The 17,156-nt window shown below is 64.4% G+C and carries 17 protein-coding genes and 1 pseudogene; 13 read left to right on the top strand and 5 right to left on the bottom strand.

Features of this window, described 5'->3' with window-relative positions; translation table 11 throughout:
- Positions 1-14: 14 nt before the first annotated feature.
- Both ACAG24_RS23550 and ACAG24_RS23545 read right to left on the bottom strand, forming a co-directional pair.
- Complete coding sequence (locus ACAG24_RS23550; protein ID WP_370475015.1) at positions 15-1,061, bottom strand: phosphotransferase family protein; 1,047 nt, start codon at positions 1,059-1,061, stop codon at positions 15-17.
- 1 nt (position 1,062) lies between these two features.
- Positions 1,063-2,076, bottom strand: coding sequence for a hypothetical protein (locus ACAG24_RS23545; RefSeq protein WP_370475014.1), 1,014 nt, complete (start codon positions 2,074-2,076; stop codon positions 1,063-1,065).
- Positions 2,077-2,155: 79 nt separating this feature from the next.
- On the opposite strand from ACAG24_RS23545, the gene ACAG24_RS23540 reads away from it, so the two are divergent.
- Together ACAG24_RS23540 and ACAG24_RS23535 are read left to right on the top strand one after the other, a co-directional pair.
- A complete protein-coding gene (locus ACAG24_RS23540) occupies positions 2,156-3,028 on the top strand; it encodes a helix-turn-helix transcriptional regulator (RefSeq protein ID WP_370475013.1) in 873 nt (290 codons plus the stop codon).
- Positions 3,029-3,182: 154 nt separating this feature from the next.
- Positions 3,183-4,283, top strand: coding sequence for a CaiB/BaiF CoA transferase family protein (locus tag ACAG24_RS23535; RefSeq protein WP_370475012.1), 1,101 nt, complete (start codon positions 3,183-3,185; stop codon positions 4,281-4,283).
- A gap of 18 nt (positions 4,284-4,301) precedes the next feature.
- On the opposite strand, the gene ACAG24_RS23530 is transcribed toward ACAG24_RS23535, so the two are convergent.
- The gene (locus ACAG24_RS23530; RefSeq protein ID WP_370475113.1) at positions 4,302-4,889 is read right to left on the bottom strand and encodes a TetR/AcrR family transcriptional regulator; all 588 of its coding nucleotides are present in this window, start codon (positions 4,887-4,889) and stop codon (positions 4,302-4,304) included.
- Between the two features lie 632 nt (positions 4,890-5,521).
- Here ACAG24_RS23530 and ACAG24_RS23525 point away from each other — a divergent pair.
- The 10 genes from ACAG24_RS23525 (at position 5,522) to ACAG24_RS23475 (ending at position 14,240) form a co-directional block, all read left to right on the top strand.
- Positions 5,522-5,749, top strand: coding sequence for a hypothetical protein (locus ACAG24_RS23525; RefSeq protein ID WP_370475011.1), 228 nt, complete (start codon positions 5,522-5,524; stop codon positions 5,747-5,749).
- Between the two features lie 599 nt (positions 5,750-6,348).
- Complete coding sequence (locus tag ACAG24_RS23515; RefSeq protein WP_370475010.1) at positions 6,349-7,158, top strand: carbohydrate ABC transporter permease; 810 nt, start codon at positions 6,349-6,351, stop codon at positions 7,156-7,158.
- On the top strand, positions 7,155-7,976 hold the full coding sequence (locus ACAG24_RS23510; RefSeq protein ID WP_370475009.1) for a carbohydrate ABC transporter permease: 822 nt from the start codon (positions 7,155-7,157) through the stop codon (positions 7,974-7,976). Before ACAG24_RS23515 ends, ACAG24_RS23510 begins: the two co-directional genes overlap by 4 nt.
- Before the next feature lie 18 nt (positions 7,977-7,994).
- Positions 7,995-9,302 (top strand): ABC transporter substrate-binding protein, encoded by a 1,308-nt coding sequence (locus tag ACAG24_RS23505; protein WP_370475008.1) that lies wholly within the window; start codon positions 7,995-7,997, stop codon positions 9,300-9,302.
- Positions 9,303-9,304: 2 nt separating this feature from the next.
- Positions 9,305-10,405 (top strand): ABC transporter ATP-binding protein, encoded by a 1,101-nt coding sequence (locus ACAG24_RS23500; protein WP_370475007.1) that lies wholly within the window; start codon positions 9,305-9,307, stop codon positions 10,403-10,405.
- A complete protein-coding gene (locus ACAG24_RS23495; RefSeq protein WP_370475006.1) occupies positions 10,402-11,181 on the top strand; it encodes a GntR family transcriptional regulator in 780 nt (259 codons plus the stop codon). The genes ACAG24_RS23500 and ACAG24_RS23495 overlap by 4 nt, the downstream gene beginning before the upstream one ends.
- Complete coding sequence (locus ACAG24_RS23490) at positions 11,178-12,062, top strand: TauD/TfdA family dioxygenase (RefSeq protein WP_370475005.1); 885 nt, start codon at positions 11,178-11,180, stop codon at positions 12,060-12,062. Before ACAG24_RS23495 ends, ACAG24_RS23490 begins: the two co-directional genes overlap by 4 nt.
- Positions 12,059-12,871: a 2-phosphosulfolactate phosphatase gene (locus ACAG24_RS23485; protein ID WP_370475004.1), complete on the top strand. Its 813-nt coding sequence runs from the start codon at positions 12,059-12,061 to the stop codon at positions 12,869-12,871. The genes ACAG24_RS23490 and ACAG24_RS23485 overlap by 4 nt, the downstream gene beginning before the upstream one ends.
- Positions 12,859-13,908 (top strand): alpha/beta hydrolase, encoded by a 1,050-nt coding sequence (locus ACAG24_RS23480; RefSeq protein ID WP_370475003.1) that lies wholly within the window; start codon positions 12,859-12,861, stop codon positions 13,906-13,908. The genes ACAG24_RS23485 and ACAG24_RS23480 overlap by 13 nt, the downstream gene beginning before the upstream one ends.
- The gene (locus tag ACAG24_RS23475; RefSeq protein ID WP_370475001.1) at positions 13,908-14,240 is read left to right on the top strand and encodes a hypothetical protein; all 333 of its coding nucleotides are present in this window, start codon (positions 13,908-13,910) and stop codon (positions 14,238-14,240) included. Before ACAG24_RS23480 ends, ACAG24_RS23475 begins: the two co-directional genes overlap by 1 nt.
- A 95-nt stretch (positions 14,241-14,335) precedes the next feature.
- Here ACAG24_RS23475 and ACAG24_RS23470 read toward each other — a convergent pair whose 3' ends face one another.
- The gene (locus ACAG24_RS23470; protein ID WP_370475000.1) at positions 14,336-14,512 is read right to left on the bottom strand and encodes a hypothetical protein; all 177 of its coding nucleotides are present in this window, start codon (positions 14,510-14,512) and stop codon (positions 14,336-14,338) included.
- A 750-nt stretch (positions 14,513-15,262) separates the two neighbouring features.
- On the opposite strand from ACAG24_RS23470, the gene ACAG24_RS23465 reads away from it, so the two are divergent.
- On the top strand, positions 15,263-16,297 hold the full coding sequence (locus ACAG24_RS23465) for a hypothetical protein (protein ID WP_370474999.1): 1,035 nt from the start codon (positions 15,263-15,265) through the stop codon (positions 16,295-16,297).
- A gap of 27 nt (positions 16,298-16,324) precedes the next feature.
- Here the strand turns inward: ACAG24_RS23465 and ACAG24_RS23460 are convergent.
- Positions 16,325-17,047: pseudogene (locus ACAG24_RS23460) on the bottom strand (arabinosyltransferase C-terminal domain-containing protein); the annotation flags it as partial.
- Positions 17,048-17,156: the final 109 nt, after the last annotated feature.

Genomic DNA, 17,156 nt, shown 5'->3' with positions numbered 1-17,156 from the left:
GGGTGGTCTCCTCGCTAGTCCATCAGGGCGGACAATCGGCGCATCGCGACGTTGTCTGTCAGATAGTTGGGGGGGAAGGTGAGTTGGGATGGACTCAGGGCAACCGTCAACGCCAGCATCGTGGCCATCCGCAGAGCTTGTAGGACAGTGTGGAACGCGAGGTCCGACACGGGCCGCCCGAGTTTCTGTTCGTAGTGCGCGATCGTCGACTCTGAATCGGGCAGTCCGGGAAGACGGGGGACGTCGTTGAGTTCGGCGACGACTTCATCGACGAGAAGGAAATAAGCCAGATCGCCTTCCGGTGGTCCGACGTAGGCGAGTTCCCAGTCGAGCGTCGCGACAACCTCGTCGTCTCGGTAGATGATGTTTCCCGGGCGAGCGTCGCCCCAGCAGAGTGCGACGGGAACATTCTGCGGCACCGAGCCTCTGAGTTTCCTCACCGCCTCGTGGAGAAGGGGCACCTCGACGCGCGCCCGGGACAGTTGGGTCTCGATGGCGTCGAGGAGCCCGTGCAGTGCGGCCTCTCCGGTGAGGTGCGGATTCAGCGATGTCGGCAGTGCCAGGCCGGCGACGGGAACGCGATGGAGAGCAGCCATGACATCGATGGCGGCGAACCACATCGCCTGGCGCCGAGCTACTGTCGCGTCGAAGAACAGTCCATGCCCGTGGAATCCGGGCCTGAACCCCGAGGCGACCTCACCCTTCACATGCTCCATCAGATAGCACGGTGCGCCCAGGACCTCCGGATCGTCGATGAACCACAGAACGTCCGGCACCGGGACCTCGGTGGGAACCAGCGCCGCCATCACGTCGTACTGAAGGCGCAGGTCGTAGTCCGGGAACAAGCCCCCATCTGTCGATTGGGCGCGAAGAACCACATCCCTGGACACAGTTCCCTGAGCGTCCGTGATGCGCATCTCGGTCAACAGCGTGACATTGGAGAATCCCGAGCTGGCCGGCATGAAAGGGGTGAGCGAGACGGAGGCGTCCCCCGGCAACGCCGCTGTCAGCCACTTCTCGAGTCCGCCGCGGCGCCGCTCGACGACGTCCAGGTCTGGCATGTCAGACCGGATCCTCGTACCGGCGAGGTGTCAGGCCGTGTGATGGAGCGATCTCGCCATAAGCGAACCAGTGCGAGGGTTCGCGTGTGTCGCCGATTCGCCGCCACCGACCTTCGGTCTGCGGGTTCGGCATGGGCATAAAGTCGACCATCCGCCCGCGAGGATCAGGCAGGAACTCCCAGTCCTCTCCGGGAGCGTGAACCTCGATTCTCCTTGGCCACAAACCGGTTCCGTCCACCTCGACATGACCGGTGACGTTCGTTGTGCGTCGCACCGCGCCGGTCTCGTCGCAGAGCAGGAGCATGCCGAGACCGTCGTGTCCGAGCATGAAGTGCCCGCCGTCGAGCGATCCGTCCACATAGCGGGTTGCCCAGGTGTACCAGGCGACGTGCAGTCGGCGGCCGATCAGAAGGTCATCTTGGTAACACAGTCCGTGCATGTACATGTCATCGGCGCCGTAGAACCCTCGAACCTTGCGACCCAGGATCTCCCCCTCGACGTCATAGAGTTGTGAGACGTAGTAGTAGCCGTCCTCCGCGTGCGGAAGATGCCAATGCAGGCCCGGTTCGACCAGGGTGCCGCGCAGGTCTATGACAGCGCCTTCCGTCCAGCGTGAAGTCGTGGAGTCGACGGTGAAGGTGAAGGCGTCACCCTCGCTGTCCGGTGCGCTGACAAGGCTCGTCGTGCCGTTGGTGTGGGTCCGCACGAATCCCGTCGATCGGGCGGAATTGCGGCTGGCAGCATGTACTTTCAGGTCCTGGGCGCCGTCTAGGGTCGACTGCAGGAAGAATCGCTTGCGGCCGCCCCCGCTGTATTCGGGAGCTCGCAGCACCGTGTACAGCTCTCCTTCCTCGTCGCGCAGGCTGCCGTACAGGTAGATAGCTGACCACGGCAAGCCGAACCATGTGCGCGGCAGGGCAACCTGCCCAGGATCAGAGTCGTGCTCGCCGAGAAGCATCTGATAGTGCAACTGCCCGCGCGAGGAGTACGTCGAGACTGGGCGTGTAGTACTCATGCTGGTCGATTCTTGGGTCGGGCTGTCCAATTGACAAGAACCGGGTCACTGGTACCACGGGCGGTGATAGGAATGCGAAATGGCGAGCACGTCATTCGAGCCCGAGAAGCGGCGGCATGAACTCGCTGAGTTTCTCCGGTCTCGCCGCGCCCAGCTCAAGCCCGAGGAGGTCGGACTGGAGTCGGTTGCAGGACGGCGCAGAGTGAAGGGCTTGCGGCGAGAAGAGGTCGCTCACCTGTCCCGGGTCAGCTACAGCTGGTACACGCGCCTGGAGCAGGGATACGACGTCCAGGCCACCGTGGACGTCATCGACAGCATCGCTTCCGCGCTGCGGCTGGGGGAGGCAGAACATCGCCACCTGCGCCGGCTCGCCGGGTTACCTCTGGGAAATCGTGTCGGCAGTGGGCAAGGGGTCGGGGAGACGCTCAGGAAGCTGCTTCAGCGGCTGCTTCCTGCGCCTGCCTATGCCGTCGGGATCCGATCCGAATACCTGGCGTGGAACGACGCGCTGTCGGCGGTGTTCTGTGACATCGGCGCTCTGCCGCCGCATCACCGCAATGTGTTGTGGGCTACCTTTGCGGTTTCTGATGTGCGGCGGTCCCTGGTCGACTGGGACGAGCACGCACGTTTGGTGGTGGGACAGTTTCGCGCCGAGGCCGCAGCACATCCCGATGATCCTCTGTTCGCGATGATGGCCGCTGAACTCGAAGCCGTGAGCGAACATTTCAGCCGGTGGTGGGCGACGCATGAGGTGGTTCTGTCGGCCAATGGCCGGCAGTCGTTCCGCCATCCCGTCGTCGGCCTGCTGTCGACCGATCTCATCCAGTTCCGGATGATCGACCGGCCGTCGGTGAAAGTTGTTGTGCATCAGCCATCCTCAGAAGAGGACGAACTCAAGTTGAACGTGCTCCGGGGCGCTGTTCAGTGGGGCGCGGTGATCGGATCGCAGTGACGCTCCGGGGTACGACAGTACGGCCCGTGTAGGCTAATGATTTAGCTGTATAGGGCACGATGCTCGACTGTTGTCGGCATCAGGCATCGACGGGACGGCCACGGGCGGCTGCCGAGCAGTTCGAGGGGCATGTCGAGTCGGAAGGAGCTGGGCCTTGGGTCCTTTGTCGGGTCTTCGCGTCATCGAACTGACCAATCTGGCGCCCGTGCCGTTCGGCGGCATGATCCTGGCTGATCTCGGGGCCGATGTGCTCCGCATCGACCGTCCGACGAGGTCCGCCGGCGAACAGTCGCCGGCCGGTCCGCTCGATCGAGGCAAGCACAGCTTGACCGTCGACCTGCGCGACGCTGCGGGAGTGGAACAGGTACTCGACCTCGTCGAACACGCCGATGTGCTCCTCGAAGGCTTTCGCCCGGGTGTCGCCGAGCGGCTCGGCGTCGGGCCCGAGCACGTGTTCGGGCGAAATGCACGCATCGTGTACGCGCGGATGACCGGATGGGGCCAGACCGGTCCGCTGGCACACACAGCCGGCCATGACATCAACTACATCGCGGTGTCCGGCGCTTTGGACCTGGTGGGCCGAGCCGGGCAGGCTCCGCTTGCACCGGCGAACTTTCTCGGTGATTTCGCAGGCGGTGGAATGCTTCTCGCGTTAGGTGTTCTGGCCGGCTTGTTCGAGAGGAGCCGCTCGGGTGAGGGGCAAGTGATCGACGCGGCGATGGTCGACGGCGCAGCGTTGCTGACGAGCTTCGCGCACGGGATGCATGCGGCAGGGATGTGGAATGCGCCGCGTGGAGAGAACATCGTCGACAGCGGCGCCCCTTTCTACGACACCTACGAGTGCGCGGACGGCAAGTTCGTCGCCCTCGGCAGCATGGAAGCGAAGTTTTATCAGGAGTTGCTCGACCGGCTCGGTATCGACGCGACGACTCTTCCGGCGCAGTTGGATCCGACCGGTTGGCCGCAGGTGCGGGTCGCACTGTCCGAACGACTCAAACAGCGAACTCGGGACGAATGGGCGGAGCTCTTCGCGGATTCCGACGCGTGCTTGTCGCCCGTCCTGAGCCCCTGGGAAGCACATCTGCATCCTCACCACCAGAGTCGCCGTGGATTCGTCGACGTCGACGGGTTGATGCAACCTGCACCTGCGCCCCGGTTCAGCAGAACCCCAAGCGCTCACCCGCAATCCGTGGTCGGTGATGCCGACTCGTTGGCGCAGCTGCTGAGCCGATGGAGGTCGCCAGGGGGCGCCTGAATCACTGGTGCCAAAGCCTCACTGGGCGACGTGTCCGCTTCCGGGGTGGCCGGCCCCTCGGACGACAAACGCAGCGATATCGGCCGTGAGGGTCTCCGAGGGCCGGCGGAAGAATGCCGGCCCGAGATGCGCCGCGCCGATCACGATAGCCACCGTGAACCGGACCGCGAGCTGCGGATCCATCGTAGGAGGCAGGCCCACTTCGCGGTGGTAATGCTCCACCTGCTCGGCGAGTTCGCTGAGGTGATCCTGAATCAACCTCGATGCCTTGCGTGCCGCGGCGCGACTCGGGTCGCCGGGGCGTGGCTCACTCAGCGCGCGAAGGAGATCAAGATTGTCCCGGCAGAGCCGGAACAGGCCGTCGACGTACGTGTCGGCGAGAAGCTCAGGCACCACTTCGGCCGGTGGGCGATCAGACCAGTCGCCCACAAACGACTCCACGAAAGCCAGAAAAGGCCGCAGCACCGATTCTTCGAAGATTGCGCTTTTGGACCCGAAATGACGAAACAACATCGACTCCGACACCCCGGCACGCTCGCTGATACTCCGCGTGCTGGTCGCGTCGTAACCCTGCGAACGGAAGAGCTCGCGTGCCGAGTCGAGCATCAGGCCGCGAACCTCGTCACTGGAACGTCGAGATCGCTGGTCGTTCACCGCTTGACTGTACCCCCTAAGCAAGTGCCACTCCCTTGATCATAAATCATTTAGACGATAGCGTGACGCGCATTACAACCAGTCCAACCGAGGAACGGTGGCTGAATCTGCAACTCGATGGCAGCGTCGACTACGTCCACGAGCCCGGCGACTCGATGGCCTTCCGCAGCGAACGCCCCCACGCGTGGGTGATTCCGGGCGACGCTCCAACCACCGTGCTCTGTCAACAAGCCACGGACGTTCTAACCCCGACGCTTCGGTTCGATACCGACCGTCACAGTTGCGTTCGCCGTGAAAGCGCTTCTCGCGCAGTTGGTTTAAGCGCTACTGGTAACCCGCCGTATTCGATTCTGCCGTATTCCACCTGGGAGGGTTCTACACCTTCGCACGCCGGGGAGTCCCGGGTTTCAGATCTCGGACGGCTACGGGGTCTCTGAGTGGTGTAGCTGAGACGTTCTCACAAACACATGTCCTGTTTGCTGTAGAGCAGCGCTGGGCTCGCACTCCCTGGGGACGGCCACTGCGCCAGAACTTCGCCTAAGCGAATCCGCTAAGTGCCTTACAGATCGCATTACAGTGTCGTCATGGCTGAAAACTTTCGGCCGGCCGAAGACACAACGAAGGCGTTGGAGGTCCTCACCAGGGATGGCACGGCCGTATCCGCAGCTGTTCGAACTGCCCTTATCGATGCCGCACGATGGAAGGCCGGCGCAGCAATCCGCGCCGAGGCGGGAAAGCTGGCTGAAGACGAGTCCGACCGCGCCGAGGCCATGCAGTTACTGCGCGACATGGAGACTCTGCGTGCAGGGTGAGGTCTTTGGATTGCGTTCGCCGCAGGGAAGCCGCGGCCATGAGCAGTCCGGGGGATCTGCGGATTCGTGACGAGTTCATCCGGCTGCCCAACGCACCCCGCACTGCTGACATCACAAGCCGCAGGGGCACCGAGCGATACGAGCGGCCTCCAAGCACACGGGTCCTCTCGCCCCGAGGGATAGCGCTCTCGTTCATTCTCACCACGATGCTCATCGAGAGGCGGTTTACCCTCCGACGCCAGGGCGCAGGAGGCGCACCAGCGCGTCGACGGGCGCCGCGCAGCCACCGCACTGCAGCGGAAGGAGGAGGTCAAGCATGTCTGCAGTGTCGCCGCGAAGTCCGACAGGCCAGGCGCAGGCAAGGTGACTTACAGGCTGTCTAGACAGATTGAACTCCAGTTATTACTGATTGTTCTCGTTGCATTCACGATTGCGAGGCGTGAGGTTGGCCGGGGCGCCCTAGCGTCGCCGACGTGTTGCACACTGCGGTCCTTTCCACGACCTCACCGGAAACACAGCAGCGTCGGCGGTGGCGTGTCTCCGAGCGCTGGGCGCCGGCCGTATTGCTGGTACCCGCGGTCACGCTCTTGGTGCTTCTGGTGTTATTGCCAGTCGGCATCGTGGCGGTGCTGTCGCTCTACGAGTACGACTTGCTCGCCGGCACAAGCCATTTCGACGGATGGGGCAACTACGAGGCGGTGCTGCGCGGCAGCGAGCTACAGCAGGCTGTGGCACGCACGGTGCTGTACGCGCTGTTGACGGTACCGACGATCGTCGTGGTGGGGCTCGTCCTCGCGTTGGGCGTCAACTCGCTCGCCCGCGGAGCGGCGGTCTGGCGCACTGCTTACTTCGTTCCGGCGGCATCGACGCTTGCCGCGATGTCGGTGGTGTGGACCTGGCTGTTCTATCCGGTCGACGGCGTCATCGACGCGACAGTCGGCGCGGTGGCCGGCTGGCAGGGCTGGCTCAATTCGACCCAACTGGCCATGCCGGCGGTCGCGGTCGTCGGAAGTTGGCAAGGGATCGGTGCGGCAATGGTGATGTTTCTGGCCGGTCTCAACAACGTGAACCCCGACCTCGTCGACGCCGCCCGGCTCGACCGAGCCGGCAGCTGGCAGAGGTTTTGGCACGTCACCTTCCCCGCGCTCGGGCCCGCGTTGGTGTTCGCCGTCGTCGTCGCCACCGGCGACGCACTGCGGGTTTTCGACCAGATCCAGGTCATGACCGGCGGCGGACCTGCGCGCGCCACCACCACGCTGTCCTACCTGATGTGGGAACGTGCGATCACCTTCAGCGACATCGGCGGTGGCGCGGTCATCAGTCTGGTTCTGCTGGCGCTGGTGCTGATCGTGACGTTCGCGCAACTATGCAGCTTCGGGCGGCGATGGGAAGAGGCCGGCCGGAGATGACCCGCTTCGTTTCGCGACAGATCATCACCCATGTCCTGTTGGCGGTCGGCGCCCTGCTCATGTTGCTGCCGTTCTACGTGATGCTGCGCTCGGCGGTCACGCCCGAGGAACACATCCTCGACGGCAGCCTGTGGCCGACCCGACCGACCGCCGAAAACTTGGTCACCGCGTGGGAATCCGCGCCGTGGGAGCGCTACTACCTAACCAGCGTGCTCAGCACCGGTTTGATCTTCCTGTGCCAAGTGGCGACCAGCGTGCCGGCCGGATATGCCCTCGCGCGCTTGAAGTTTCGCGGCAGGAATCCGGCCTGGTGGCTGGTTCTGGTCTGCTTCATCATTCCCACTCAGGTCATCGCGATTCCGAACTACGTCATGCTGTCGCGGCTTGGGCTCGCCGATTCACTAGCCGGCCTGGTCGTCCCCTTCACTGCAAGCGCGTTCGGCATCTACCTGGTTCGTCAGTTTGTGCTGTCGATCCCGCAGAGCATGTTCGACGCCGCCCGACTCGATCGGGTCGGCCCGGTGGCCATGGTCTGGCGGGTCGTGTTGCCCAACATCAAACCGGCGCTCGTCGCGTTGGGTGTGTTCAGCGTCATCAGCCATTGGAACGACCTGTTCTGGCCCAGCGTCATTTTGCGCACAACACAGAACGCCACGGTGCCCTATGCGATCGCACAGTTCTCATCGCAAGAGACCGGCGCGCATTACGGCGCGCAAATGGCCGCGGCGACGTTCGCGGTCGTGCCGCTGATCATCGCGTTCCTAGTGTTTCAACGGTATTTCGTTCGCGGCATATCCCTGACCCACGGAATCGACTGATTACGAAAGGCTTAACGCATGACCGTATTGACCGCACCAGTAGCGCGGCGCACCTTCCTGACGGGCTCAGCCGCGCTGACCGTCGGCGCCGTGCTGGCCGCCTGCGGCCGCTCCGGTGACAACCAGGCCGGCGGCAACTCCATCGAACTGGTCACGTACAACCTCCCCGAATATGTCGATGCCATCTCCGCGACCGTCGGCGCGGAATTCGCTCGGCGGACCGGTATCACCGTCGAGCTCGTCAACACCGGCGGCAACAACTACGAGTCCGTCGATCAGCGGGTGCAGTCCGACATCGCTGCCGGTCGCGCGCCGGAACTGGCTCTGGTTAGCCTGAGTGCGATCGACCGGTACGCCGAATCCGGCCGCGCCGCTCAGCTTGACGGCGTGATGAAGGAGTCGGCTTTCGAGACCACGCAGTTGTATCCGGACCTGTTGGACCTCGGATCCCGTGGTGGCCACCTCTTTGCGGTGCCGTACGCGCTGTCGACGCTGGTGTTGTTCTACAACGTCGACGCGTTTCGTCAGGCGGGCCTGGACCCCGACCGGCCGCCGTCAACGTTCTCCGAGTTGCGCGGTCACGCCGAGCGGCTGGTGTCAAACAAGGCGACGCGCTACGGCGCCATCTACGGCAACGACCACAGCGGCAACTGGGCGTTCCAGTGTTTCCTGGCCAGCAACGGCGGCGCAATGCTCTCCGACGACGGACGAACACCGCTCTTCAACGACGAACCCGGCCTCCAGGTGGTTCAGTTCTGGGCCGATCTCTACGAAGCGGGCCTCGGCGAGACGATGCCGCGCAATCAGATGCGAGAGGCTTTCGCTCGCGGCGATCTCGCCATCATGTTCGACTCGTCGGCCTCGGCGACCTCGATCGCCGACAGCGCGTCCTTCGAGGTGCGCACCGCAATGACTCCGGTGCCAGACGGGGGCACCCGTCGTTGCCCGTCCGGCGGCGGCGCGTTCGTGATCCTCACCGACGACCCAACGCATCAGCGGGCGGCCTTCGACGCGATCGCTGAACTCGTCGGTCCGGCCGGCCAGACCGCCCTGGTCAAGGGCAGCGGATATTCACCCGTCAACCGCGTCGCCGCAACCGACGCGCAGTACCTGGCGGGTTTCCTCGCCGATCGGCCGATCTACGCGGCGGGCACCGCACAGCTCGACAGCCTCGTTCCGTGGTTCTCTTTTCCCGGGCGGCACTCGGCGCAGATCAGCAAGGTGCTCGACGAGGCGATCGTGCAGGCGCTGCGTGGTTCGCTCCCGTCTCGGGAGGCGCTCGATGCCGCGGCACGTCGCGCCCACGACCTGCTCCAGGACACATGACCATGGTCATTGACCAAGCGGCCGTAACGGTATCCGCCGCTACCGGCTACACCCGGGGCGAGTCGGTCCGCTGCCACGCGTTGACCAAGTCCTATGCCGGCGTCGACACCGCCGCCCTGGGCGATGTCGACCTCGACGTGGACGCGGGCACGGTGACAGTCCTGCTCGGACCCAGCGGATGTGGCAAGACCACCCTGTTGCGGTGTCTGGCCGGCCTGGAGTCGCCGCAGTCCGGTCGGATCCACATCGGCGGTGTCGACGTGATCAACACACCGGCCGAGGACCGCGGAGTGGCGATGGTCTTTCAGAACTACGGTCTCTACCCGAATAAGACCGTGTTCGGGAACATCGAGTTTCCGTTGCGCATGACTCGCGTCAAGAAAGACGAACGGCGCCGCCGCGTGCACGCCATCGCCGAACTGCTGCGCCTTGGTGAGCTGCTCCACCGCAAGCCGAAGGAGCTCTCCGGCGGTCAACGTCAACGCGTGGGCATCGGCCGGGCGCTCGTGCGTGAACCAGCCGTGCTGCTGATGGACGAGCCGTTCTCGAATCTGGATGCCGAGTTGCGCGCCGACATGCGGACCGAACTGATTGCGTTGCAACGCAAATTCGGCACCACGATCGTGTTCGTCACGCACGACCAGACGGAGGCGTTGTCACTGGCCGACCGGCTCGTCGTCATGCGTGCCGGTCGAATCGAGCAGGCGGGCGCGCCCGACGAAGTGTTCGAACAGCCGGCCACGAGCTTTGTCGCTTCGTTCGTCAGTCGCATGAACATCTTCGACGGCGGCCCCTTGGCAAGTCTCGGCCCGCCCGGTACGGCTGCCGTCGGATTGCGGCCGGACCATCTGCGGTTGGGCGACGGACCGTCGCCCCGGCTGCGCTGGCACGCCGAGGTGGTGATGACCGAATTGCACGGCCGGGACCGCCTCGTGCACCTCGACGTCGACGGCCACCGCGCCCGGATGCAGGTGCCCTCGCACGTGCGCCCAGCTGGTGTAGTCGGGGTGCATGCGCTTGCCGCCGATCTTCATTTCTTCACCCACGACGGCGCTCGGTTCTCCCAGCCCGACCGACTGGAGGCACAGGTGATCACGACATGACCTCGGTGCTGCCCACCTATTTGGTGCTCGCCGACAAGCTCGCCGAACAGATTTCCGAACTCGAACCGCGCGAGCGCTTGCCGAGCGAGGTGGAACTCGCCGAACGCCACCACGTCAGCCGGCTCACCGCCCGCGCGGCAATGCAGGAGCTGGAACGCCGCTACCTGGTCCGCAGGGCGAAGGGCTCCGGTACCTATGTCGCCGAACGCGTCGAGTACGTGATCAGTCCGAGGTTCGTGCCGTGGACCGACATGGTTCACCAAGCCGGCGCCACCACGACGCGTCCGATCTTGCGCGCGACGCCGATCCGCGCCAACGACGACATCAGCCAAAGCCTCGGGCTGGCGCGCAACAGCCGTGTGGTCGAACTCGTGCGGTTAGGCACCGTCAACGAGGTCGTCGCGAACTTGACACACAGCTACCTGCCGACTGACCTCGCACCGCAATTCCCCGAACTGCTCGCCACCGCAGGAACCGATCTCGTTCCGGTTCTCCGATCATTGGGTTATCGACCGAAGCGACTGTGGGCGTATGCCGAACTCGCCGTCCCCGACATCGAAACCGCCAAAACCCTGGAGGTCGATGGACGACCGCCGCTGTGGTTGGTCGTGCACTGCATCGTCGATGCGACCTCGGGCCGGCGTCTCGTACTGAGCCGGGCCTGGAACCGCCCGGACGTGCTTCGAGTGCGGTTCGAATTCGGCTCGCCCGACGTTCCCTCGCCGTCAACCACTCCTGCGAAGGCGAGTCAACCCCCCAGAAAGGACACCGAATGACAGCACCCATATCCATCGATATCGGCGATGGTGCACACCAGTTCGCCGAGGTTGCCGAACGAATCTGTCCCAGTTCGGAGGTGAACGCCCTGCGTCGGCCCGCTGCCCAGCACGTTGCGGTGCGGCGACTCGCGGCCGAGGTGCCCCAGGCGCGCGACGTGATTAAGGCCATGCGGACCGATCTGACCGAGACCGGCGCCGTGGTCCTGCGCAATGCGCCGGTCTGCTGCGACACTCTGCTGGTTCTGCTCGGGGCCGCGGTGGCCCCAGCGATAACATCCGAGGTGTACCCCGACCTCGTCGACCAGGTCACCCCGAACGTCACCGGCGAGGAACAGCAGCGCGCCCAGAATCAACGCTCGGAGATGTTGCTGCACACCGACGCATCCGCGCAACAGTCACCACCGGACATCCTCGGCCTTGCCTGCGTGGCCAACGAGGGCCACGGCGGTGCCAGTCTGCTGCTGGCCATCGACGATGCCGTCGACACGATGAAGGCAGCAGACCAGGTACTGGAGCAGCTGCGGGCGCCCTTCCCTTTCGTGCATCCCCAGCATCAAGACAAGCCGGCCGTGCTGGCTCCCGTGGTGACCCGAAGGACCAGCGGCGGCGGATATCGGATTCGGTATCGCAAGGAGAACCTTCAGACGGGTCTCTCTCTGGCCGGCGACCACATCACTGCCGACCAGCGCACGGCGCTGGACACCCTGGCAGATTGCCTCGAGAGCGGCACCCGCACGATGCGATTTCGATTGAGCCCGGACGACTACCTGTTGTTCGACAACACGCGATACCTGCACGGGCGTACCGAAATCGAGCACGGCGCCCGCCGTCTCGTCAAGCGGACCTACTTCCGCCACACCGCGGAGGCTGGGCGGTGACAGCATTCGACCCGTGGCCACCGGTGGCGCTTCATGCGGATTGGGGTCTAGACGCCGCCTGCCTGGCCGTCGAGCGGAGGGACGCCGTCGTGGTCGTCGACGCGTTGAGCTTCTCGACCACGGTCGTCATGGCGGCGGCCCGGGGCGCCGACGTGTTGCCGCTGCCCCGGGCCATCCTGGATGAAGCAGGCGACCATACCGTCATCGAACGTCGTTTCGGTGCAAAGCTGTTGGCGAACGACCCGGTGGACCGACTGCTCGCCGACGATCTGATCGAGCTGTCGGACCTGCGGCCCGGGGACCGCGTCGTGGTGCCGTCGCAGAACGGTGGCACCTTATGCGCGGCCGTTTCGCAGGCACCCGCGGTCGCCGTCGGCTCGTTCCGAAACCGTGCTGCCGTCGCCGAATGGTGCGCCATGACGATCGCTGCGGCGACGGCACGGCGCGTGACGTTGATCGCAGCGGGATCGGTGTGGTCACAGATGACTCCGTTGACCGCGTTGCGGCCCTGCATCGAAGACGGCCTCGCCGCCGGGGCAATTGCCTCGGCAGCCCGTGCCCTAGGGCTCGATCTGTCCGTGGAGGCGGCCGCTCTGGCCACGCTGTTCGACTCCGCCGCCGAGCGGTACGACCTCGAAACCTGGCTACACCAGTCGGTCACCGGACGGTGGCTGGCCAGCCGCGGCGATTCACAGGCCGAGATCCGCGACGCTGTCCTCGTCGATCACGACGATGTCGTCCCCGCACTGGCTCCAGACCGGTTCTTCCGCCCCCACGTCATCCGCAGGAACTTCCAATGCCCTACCTGAACGCCGTCGACCCGGCTCTGACCGACCTGCTACGCGATCCGCCCGCCAGACCGCACGATGTCGGGGCCACCCGGGCCGAACACGCAGAAGCGTTGCGGCGCAACGGAGCAGCACCCGAGCACGTCGATGTGGTCGGCGACCTCATGGTCGGCCACATTCCGGTCCGCACCTACCAGCGCGCACAGGCATCAGACCGTGCCCCGGTGATCGTGTTCTTGCACGGTGGCGGATGGGTGCGCGGAAACCTCGATGCCGTCGACGGCATCTGCCGTACGTTCGCGAACACCACCGGATTCGTGGTGGTCAACGTGGACTATAGGCTGGCACCGGAGCATCCGTACCCGGCCGCCCTCGACGACGTAGAGTTCGTCCTCGATTGGATCGCCGAGCACGCGGAGGTGCTCGGTGCTGATCCAGCACGAATCGTTGTGGGCGGCACCAGTGCCGGCGGGAATCTCGCCGCCGCCGTATGTCTGCGTCGATTGGGCCAGCCGAATTGCCCGGCGCTGCAACTGCTTGTCTACCCCGTCTTGGACACATCGATGAACACGGCCTCGGCACGTCAGTTCGCGACAGGACATCGGCTCACGCGTGAACGAGTGCTGTGGTACGTCGAGCAATACGCCCCAGGCAACTTGGCCACCGAACCCGAGGTTGCGCCGCTGCGCGCCGCCGATGTCTCGGGGCTGCCGCCCGCTTACCTGCTGTTGGCGGAATTCGATGTGCTCCGCGACGACGGAATCGCGTACGCCGAGCGACTGCGGTCGGCAGCAGTGCCCGTCGAACTGCGCGTGTGGCCGAGCATGATCCACGGCTTCTTGTCCTTCGGCGCACGCGTTCCCGACCAACGCAGCGCCGCGATCCAGGCGTTGAGCGTCTGGCTCATGGAGCAATTCGCGACCGGGGAACGCTACGTAGCGCGGCACCGAGCGGACATTGAGGCCGACATCGCAAAGCTGAACCCGATCCTGACGTGCTGTTCGCCGGCGCCGGCCGCGACGCCGTCGAGCGGGCAGACGCTCTGGTGCGAGGAATGATGGCAGTGCTGTTCGCCCACCCCCGCCCATTTCGCGAACTCGAACACCTCCAGCTGGAAACAGTTCTGCGCAGCGGCGGCGCGGTTGGCCCGACCCGGCGCCGGATGAGCTGGATCGACCGGGCGCTGCAGCCGGCGGCCGACGCCTTGGCGCCGGACGTCCTGCGCCGGCTGCGGCTCACCCTGCCGCTCGTGTTCGGCACCGAGGCGCTGTTGACGCAGCTCGACATCTGCAGATCGGAGCCGACTGAAGCTGTCGAAGCCATGGCCTGGGCGGCGCGGACCCTTGTCCGGTCGGCCCTCGATCGAGGACCCAGTCCTGCGTCCAGATAGTCACCTGACACCCTCAGCGACACGCCAGCGTTCAGTAAAGCGTTTGCACGATTGCCACCTGAGGGTCGCGTAGAGGTGTGAGCTTTGCTCGTGGGTCAGAGTGTGTTATCGAGAGGCGGTTTGCCTTCCGACGCCAGAGCGTCGAGGTAGGCGTCGTGGTAGCGCGCGATCACTATGCGCTCATGGGTGAACTGTTCCAGCACGCCGGTGATGAGCGGTTGACCTCGTAGCGTGGACGCCATTCGGTCGTGCGGCCAGTGCCCGAAGCTCATTAGGTCGATGCCGAGGGTCTGATGCGGGTACTCGCGTGCCTCGGTGATGTCGTTGCGTAGATTCGCCGGGACTCGTATGCGCTGCGTAATTTTGTCACCGGCGCTCGTTCAGCGACCCCGCTCGGCCCTGTGACGCCTGCATTTTCCGCCAGTGTGCCCGGCATGATGGACCTCGCATGTCTCTGAGACGCCGCCATGGGTGCGTTGCGCCGGAGATGGGCGCGAACTGTGACCGCCAGGATCACTGAGACACATGGCGGCATCCCGATGTCCGCCAGGTGCAATGCGAAACGCGCCAGCTGCACTCAGGCCAAACAGCGTTATCAAAGTCTGAAAGTGTCTCGTGCACAGGCTAATTGCCACGTACTGGTAACCCTCCGTATTCGATTCCGCCGTATTCGTCCTGAGTGGAGCGGCCGTATAAATCCACCCGGACGAGCGAAACCCCAACCGTCCATGGTCGTGGCACGGCACTTTGCGAACAATGTCCGAGATGACTCTGCTGCGCACATACTGTTTGCTGTAGATCGGCACTGGGTCGCCAGTCATCCGAGTTGGCCGAACTCGTGTTTCCGGACTGTTCAGTCTCGCGCTTGGGTGCCCGGCCGCCGGTGGGTGATCCGGAAGGCGTGTGCAGCTCCCTGCCCCGGTTCGAGTGTCCGGCCTCGCGCATAAAGTTGACTTCGATCGATGATGCGGTCACGCGATGCGACGGGGGAGGACGTCACGATGGATCCGAGACTAGCCGATATGGACCCTGCCGAGCTGTTCACTCGGCTGTCCGAGAAGCTGACGACCGCCGACGCGATGCATCGGACACTGATAAGGGCGCAGCGAGGCAAGGAGCTGTACACGTGGGGGCTCAACCCTCAGTACGCGGACCCGAACAGCAGTCTGGCCGCCGATGATGCGGGGTTCATGAACGAATACACGGGCGACATGGTTAGTGCTACAGCTCGGTTTCCGATCATGAACGCTATCGACTGTCTTTGCGCGACAGCAGAACTCATTGAGTGGCGGCCAAAGTCGCGTGACAGTCACACAACGTCGATCCTTGCCCAGTGTCGTACCGCTATGGAGTCGGCGGCGACGACGATCTGGATACTGTCTGACCGTGATCGTCAGATGCGCCGCGGTTTGAGCGTGCGGTTCACAACCTCAGAGTTGAACGCTCAGCGTTCCTATCATGTGTCAACCACCAAGTGGTTCAACACTGACCCGAATCATGCTGATACCCAGCAGTATAAGGACTTCGTTGAGCACGTCCGACTGTTCGACAATCGTGTGAGAATGCTGCGGCGGGGCGAGAACATCACGCCCAAAGCACCCGTGCGTACCAGTGACGGCGTCGTGCGGTTCGCAGCGAAGTGGCTGGACAAGCATCCACCTGCCCACGCGGCAGAGGGCGAGCCATACGGCCGTAGAGCGTTCGGATTTGAAGACACCGCATCGGGCTTCTACCTGACTAGTTCTGCCATTATGCACGGGCTCAAATGGCCGCTGGACTACATGCCCAGCGGCGAACTGGACATGTCGCGCCTAATCGTGGACGGGGTCAGCATTGCTGTCGGGTTTGCAGAATGCGCCGTAGCGTTGTTCGAGGTGCACGCGCAGCAGCGAGCACCCAAAACTCAGCGGAAAATCCTGTATCCGGATCGACTTCGGCCCACGATCAAACGGTGGGCTCGACACTTCTACGAGCCAGTACACCCGGCTGTTGATCCGGCATTGCTTGCGCTGCCCGGTACGCCGAACAGTGCACTAGACGTCGGACTGGACCGCTAAGTGTTCGACGAAGTTGCCCCTCGATGTTCAGGGGCCGATTCGAATGGAGCCGGGGCTCCACATTCCGGTGCGGGTAGTGGTGCCGAGTTCGAGCTGGGCTGGGGAGGCGTCGGCGATGGGGTCGAATCGGCGCAGAGAGCCCCAGTCGCGTCCCCAGTCTTGGGACAGATAGGTGGGCACGACGTGTGCGCGGAGTAGCAGATCGGTGATACCGAGTAGTCCGCCGTTGCGGCCTTCTTGCCAGGTATCGGGGTTTTGAAGTTTGGCCGGATAGTCCGGTGAGATGCGGTAACGGGGCACGTCGGTGACGCCGTTAACGTGGAGCATGGGTTGTTGGCAGGGAAACACCAGGCCGACCATCCAGTCGAGCAGGACGGGCTGAGTAGAGCCGATGTACTCCTGCAGTGAACGCAGTTCGGGCACGCGGGGCGGTGTGACTGCTACCCATGCACCGGGGTCCAGGGACCGGTCGGTCGCGACGACACGAACATGGTCGGCGTCGGCGGGAATCGCGTCACGCGGGAAGCGCAAGTTGCGCCAGGCGGGCTGGGGTCCGATGTCGTACGGCGTGATCTGCCCTTGCGGGTTCGGTTGGCCGTCGGGGCCGATGCTGCCGTATTCCAGGGCGACGGTTTCGGCGATGGTGTGACCGCGCACCACGCTGTCTCCGGTGATGGTTCCGGCCGCGGTGACGACGATAAGAGGGTGGGCGGCGTCAGCGGCCGGCAGCCGGTACCACGCGGAGATGAGCGTGATTCATCAGATGAAAACGGAGTGCTTCACTGGATAACGGCATTATCAGGTTTAGTCGAAATCGCCTGCAGTTTCGGGCGTACGACGCCCCGTTTGCGCGGCTTTA

This window comes from Mycobacterium bulgaricum (assembly GCF_041287165.2).
Lineage (GTDB): Bacteria > Actinomycetota > Actinomycetes > Mycobacteriales > Mycobacteriaceae > Mycobacterium > Mycobacterium bulgaricum.
Note: the sequence above shows the minus strand (reverse complement) of the source record. Positions and strands in the feature narration are given on the sequence as shown.

Coding starts and splice junctions, on each gene's coding strand:
- ACAG24_RS23530 (WP_370475113.1), bottom strand. CDS start 4,889: ATGCTCGACTCGGCACGCGAGCTCTTCCGTTCGCAGGGTTACGACGCG.
- ACAG24_RS23505 (WP_370475008.1), top strand. CDS start 7,995: ATGACCGTATTGACCGCACCAGTAGCGCGGCGCACCTTCCTGACGGGC.
- ACAG24_RS23490 (WP_370475005.1), top strand. CDS start 11,178: ATGACAGCACCCATATCCATCGATATCGGCGATGGTGCACACCAGTTC.
- ACAG24_RS23480 (WP_370475003.1), top strand. CDS start 12,859: ATGCCCTACCTGAACGCCGTCGACCCGGCTCTGACCGACCTGCTACGC.
- ACAG24_RS23510 (WP_370475009.1), top strand. CDS start 7,155: ATGACCCGCTTCGTTTCGCGACAGATCATCACCCATGTCCTGTTGGCG.
- ACAG24_RS23525 (WP_370475011.1), top strand. CDS start 5,522: ATGGCTGAAAACTTTCGGCCGGCCGAAGACACAACGAAGGCGTTGGAG.
- ACAG24_RS23495 (WP_370475006.1), top strand. CDS start 10,402: ATGACCTCGGTGCTGCCCACCTATTTGGTGCTCGCCGACAAGCTCGCC.
- ACAG24_RS23545 (WP_370475014.1), bottom strand. CDS start 2,076: ATGAGTACTACACGCCCAGTCTCGACGTACTCCTCGCGCGGGCAGTTG.
- ACAG24_RS23475 (WP_370475001.1), top strand. CDS start 13,908: ATGGCAGTGCTGTTCGCCCACCCCCGCCCATTTCGCGAACTCGAACAC.
- ACAG24_RS23550 (WP_370475015.1), bottom strand. CDS start 1,061: ATGCCAGACCTGGACGTCGTCGAGCGGCGCCGCGGCGGACTCGAGAAG.
- ACAG24_RS23465 (WP_370474999.1), top strand. CDS start 15,263: ATGGACCCTGCCGAGCTGTTCACTCGGCTGTCCGAGAAGCTGACGACC.
- ACAG24_RS23500 (WP_370475007.1), top strand. CDS start 9,305: ATGGTCATTGACCAAGCGGCCGTAACGGTATCCGCCGCTACCGGCTAC.
- ACAG24_RS23470 (WP_370475000.1), bottom strand. CDS start 14,512: ATGAGCTTCGGGCACTGGCCGCACGACCGAATGGCGTCCACGCTACGA.
- ACAG24_RS23540 (WP_370475013.1), top strand. CDS start 2,156: ATGGCGAGCACGTCATTCGAGCCCGAGAAGCGGCGGCATGAACTCGCT.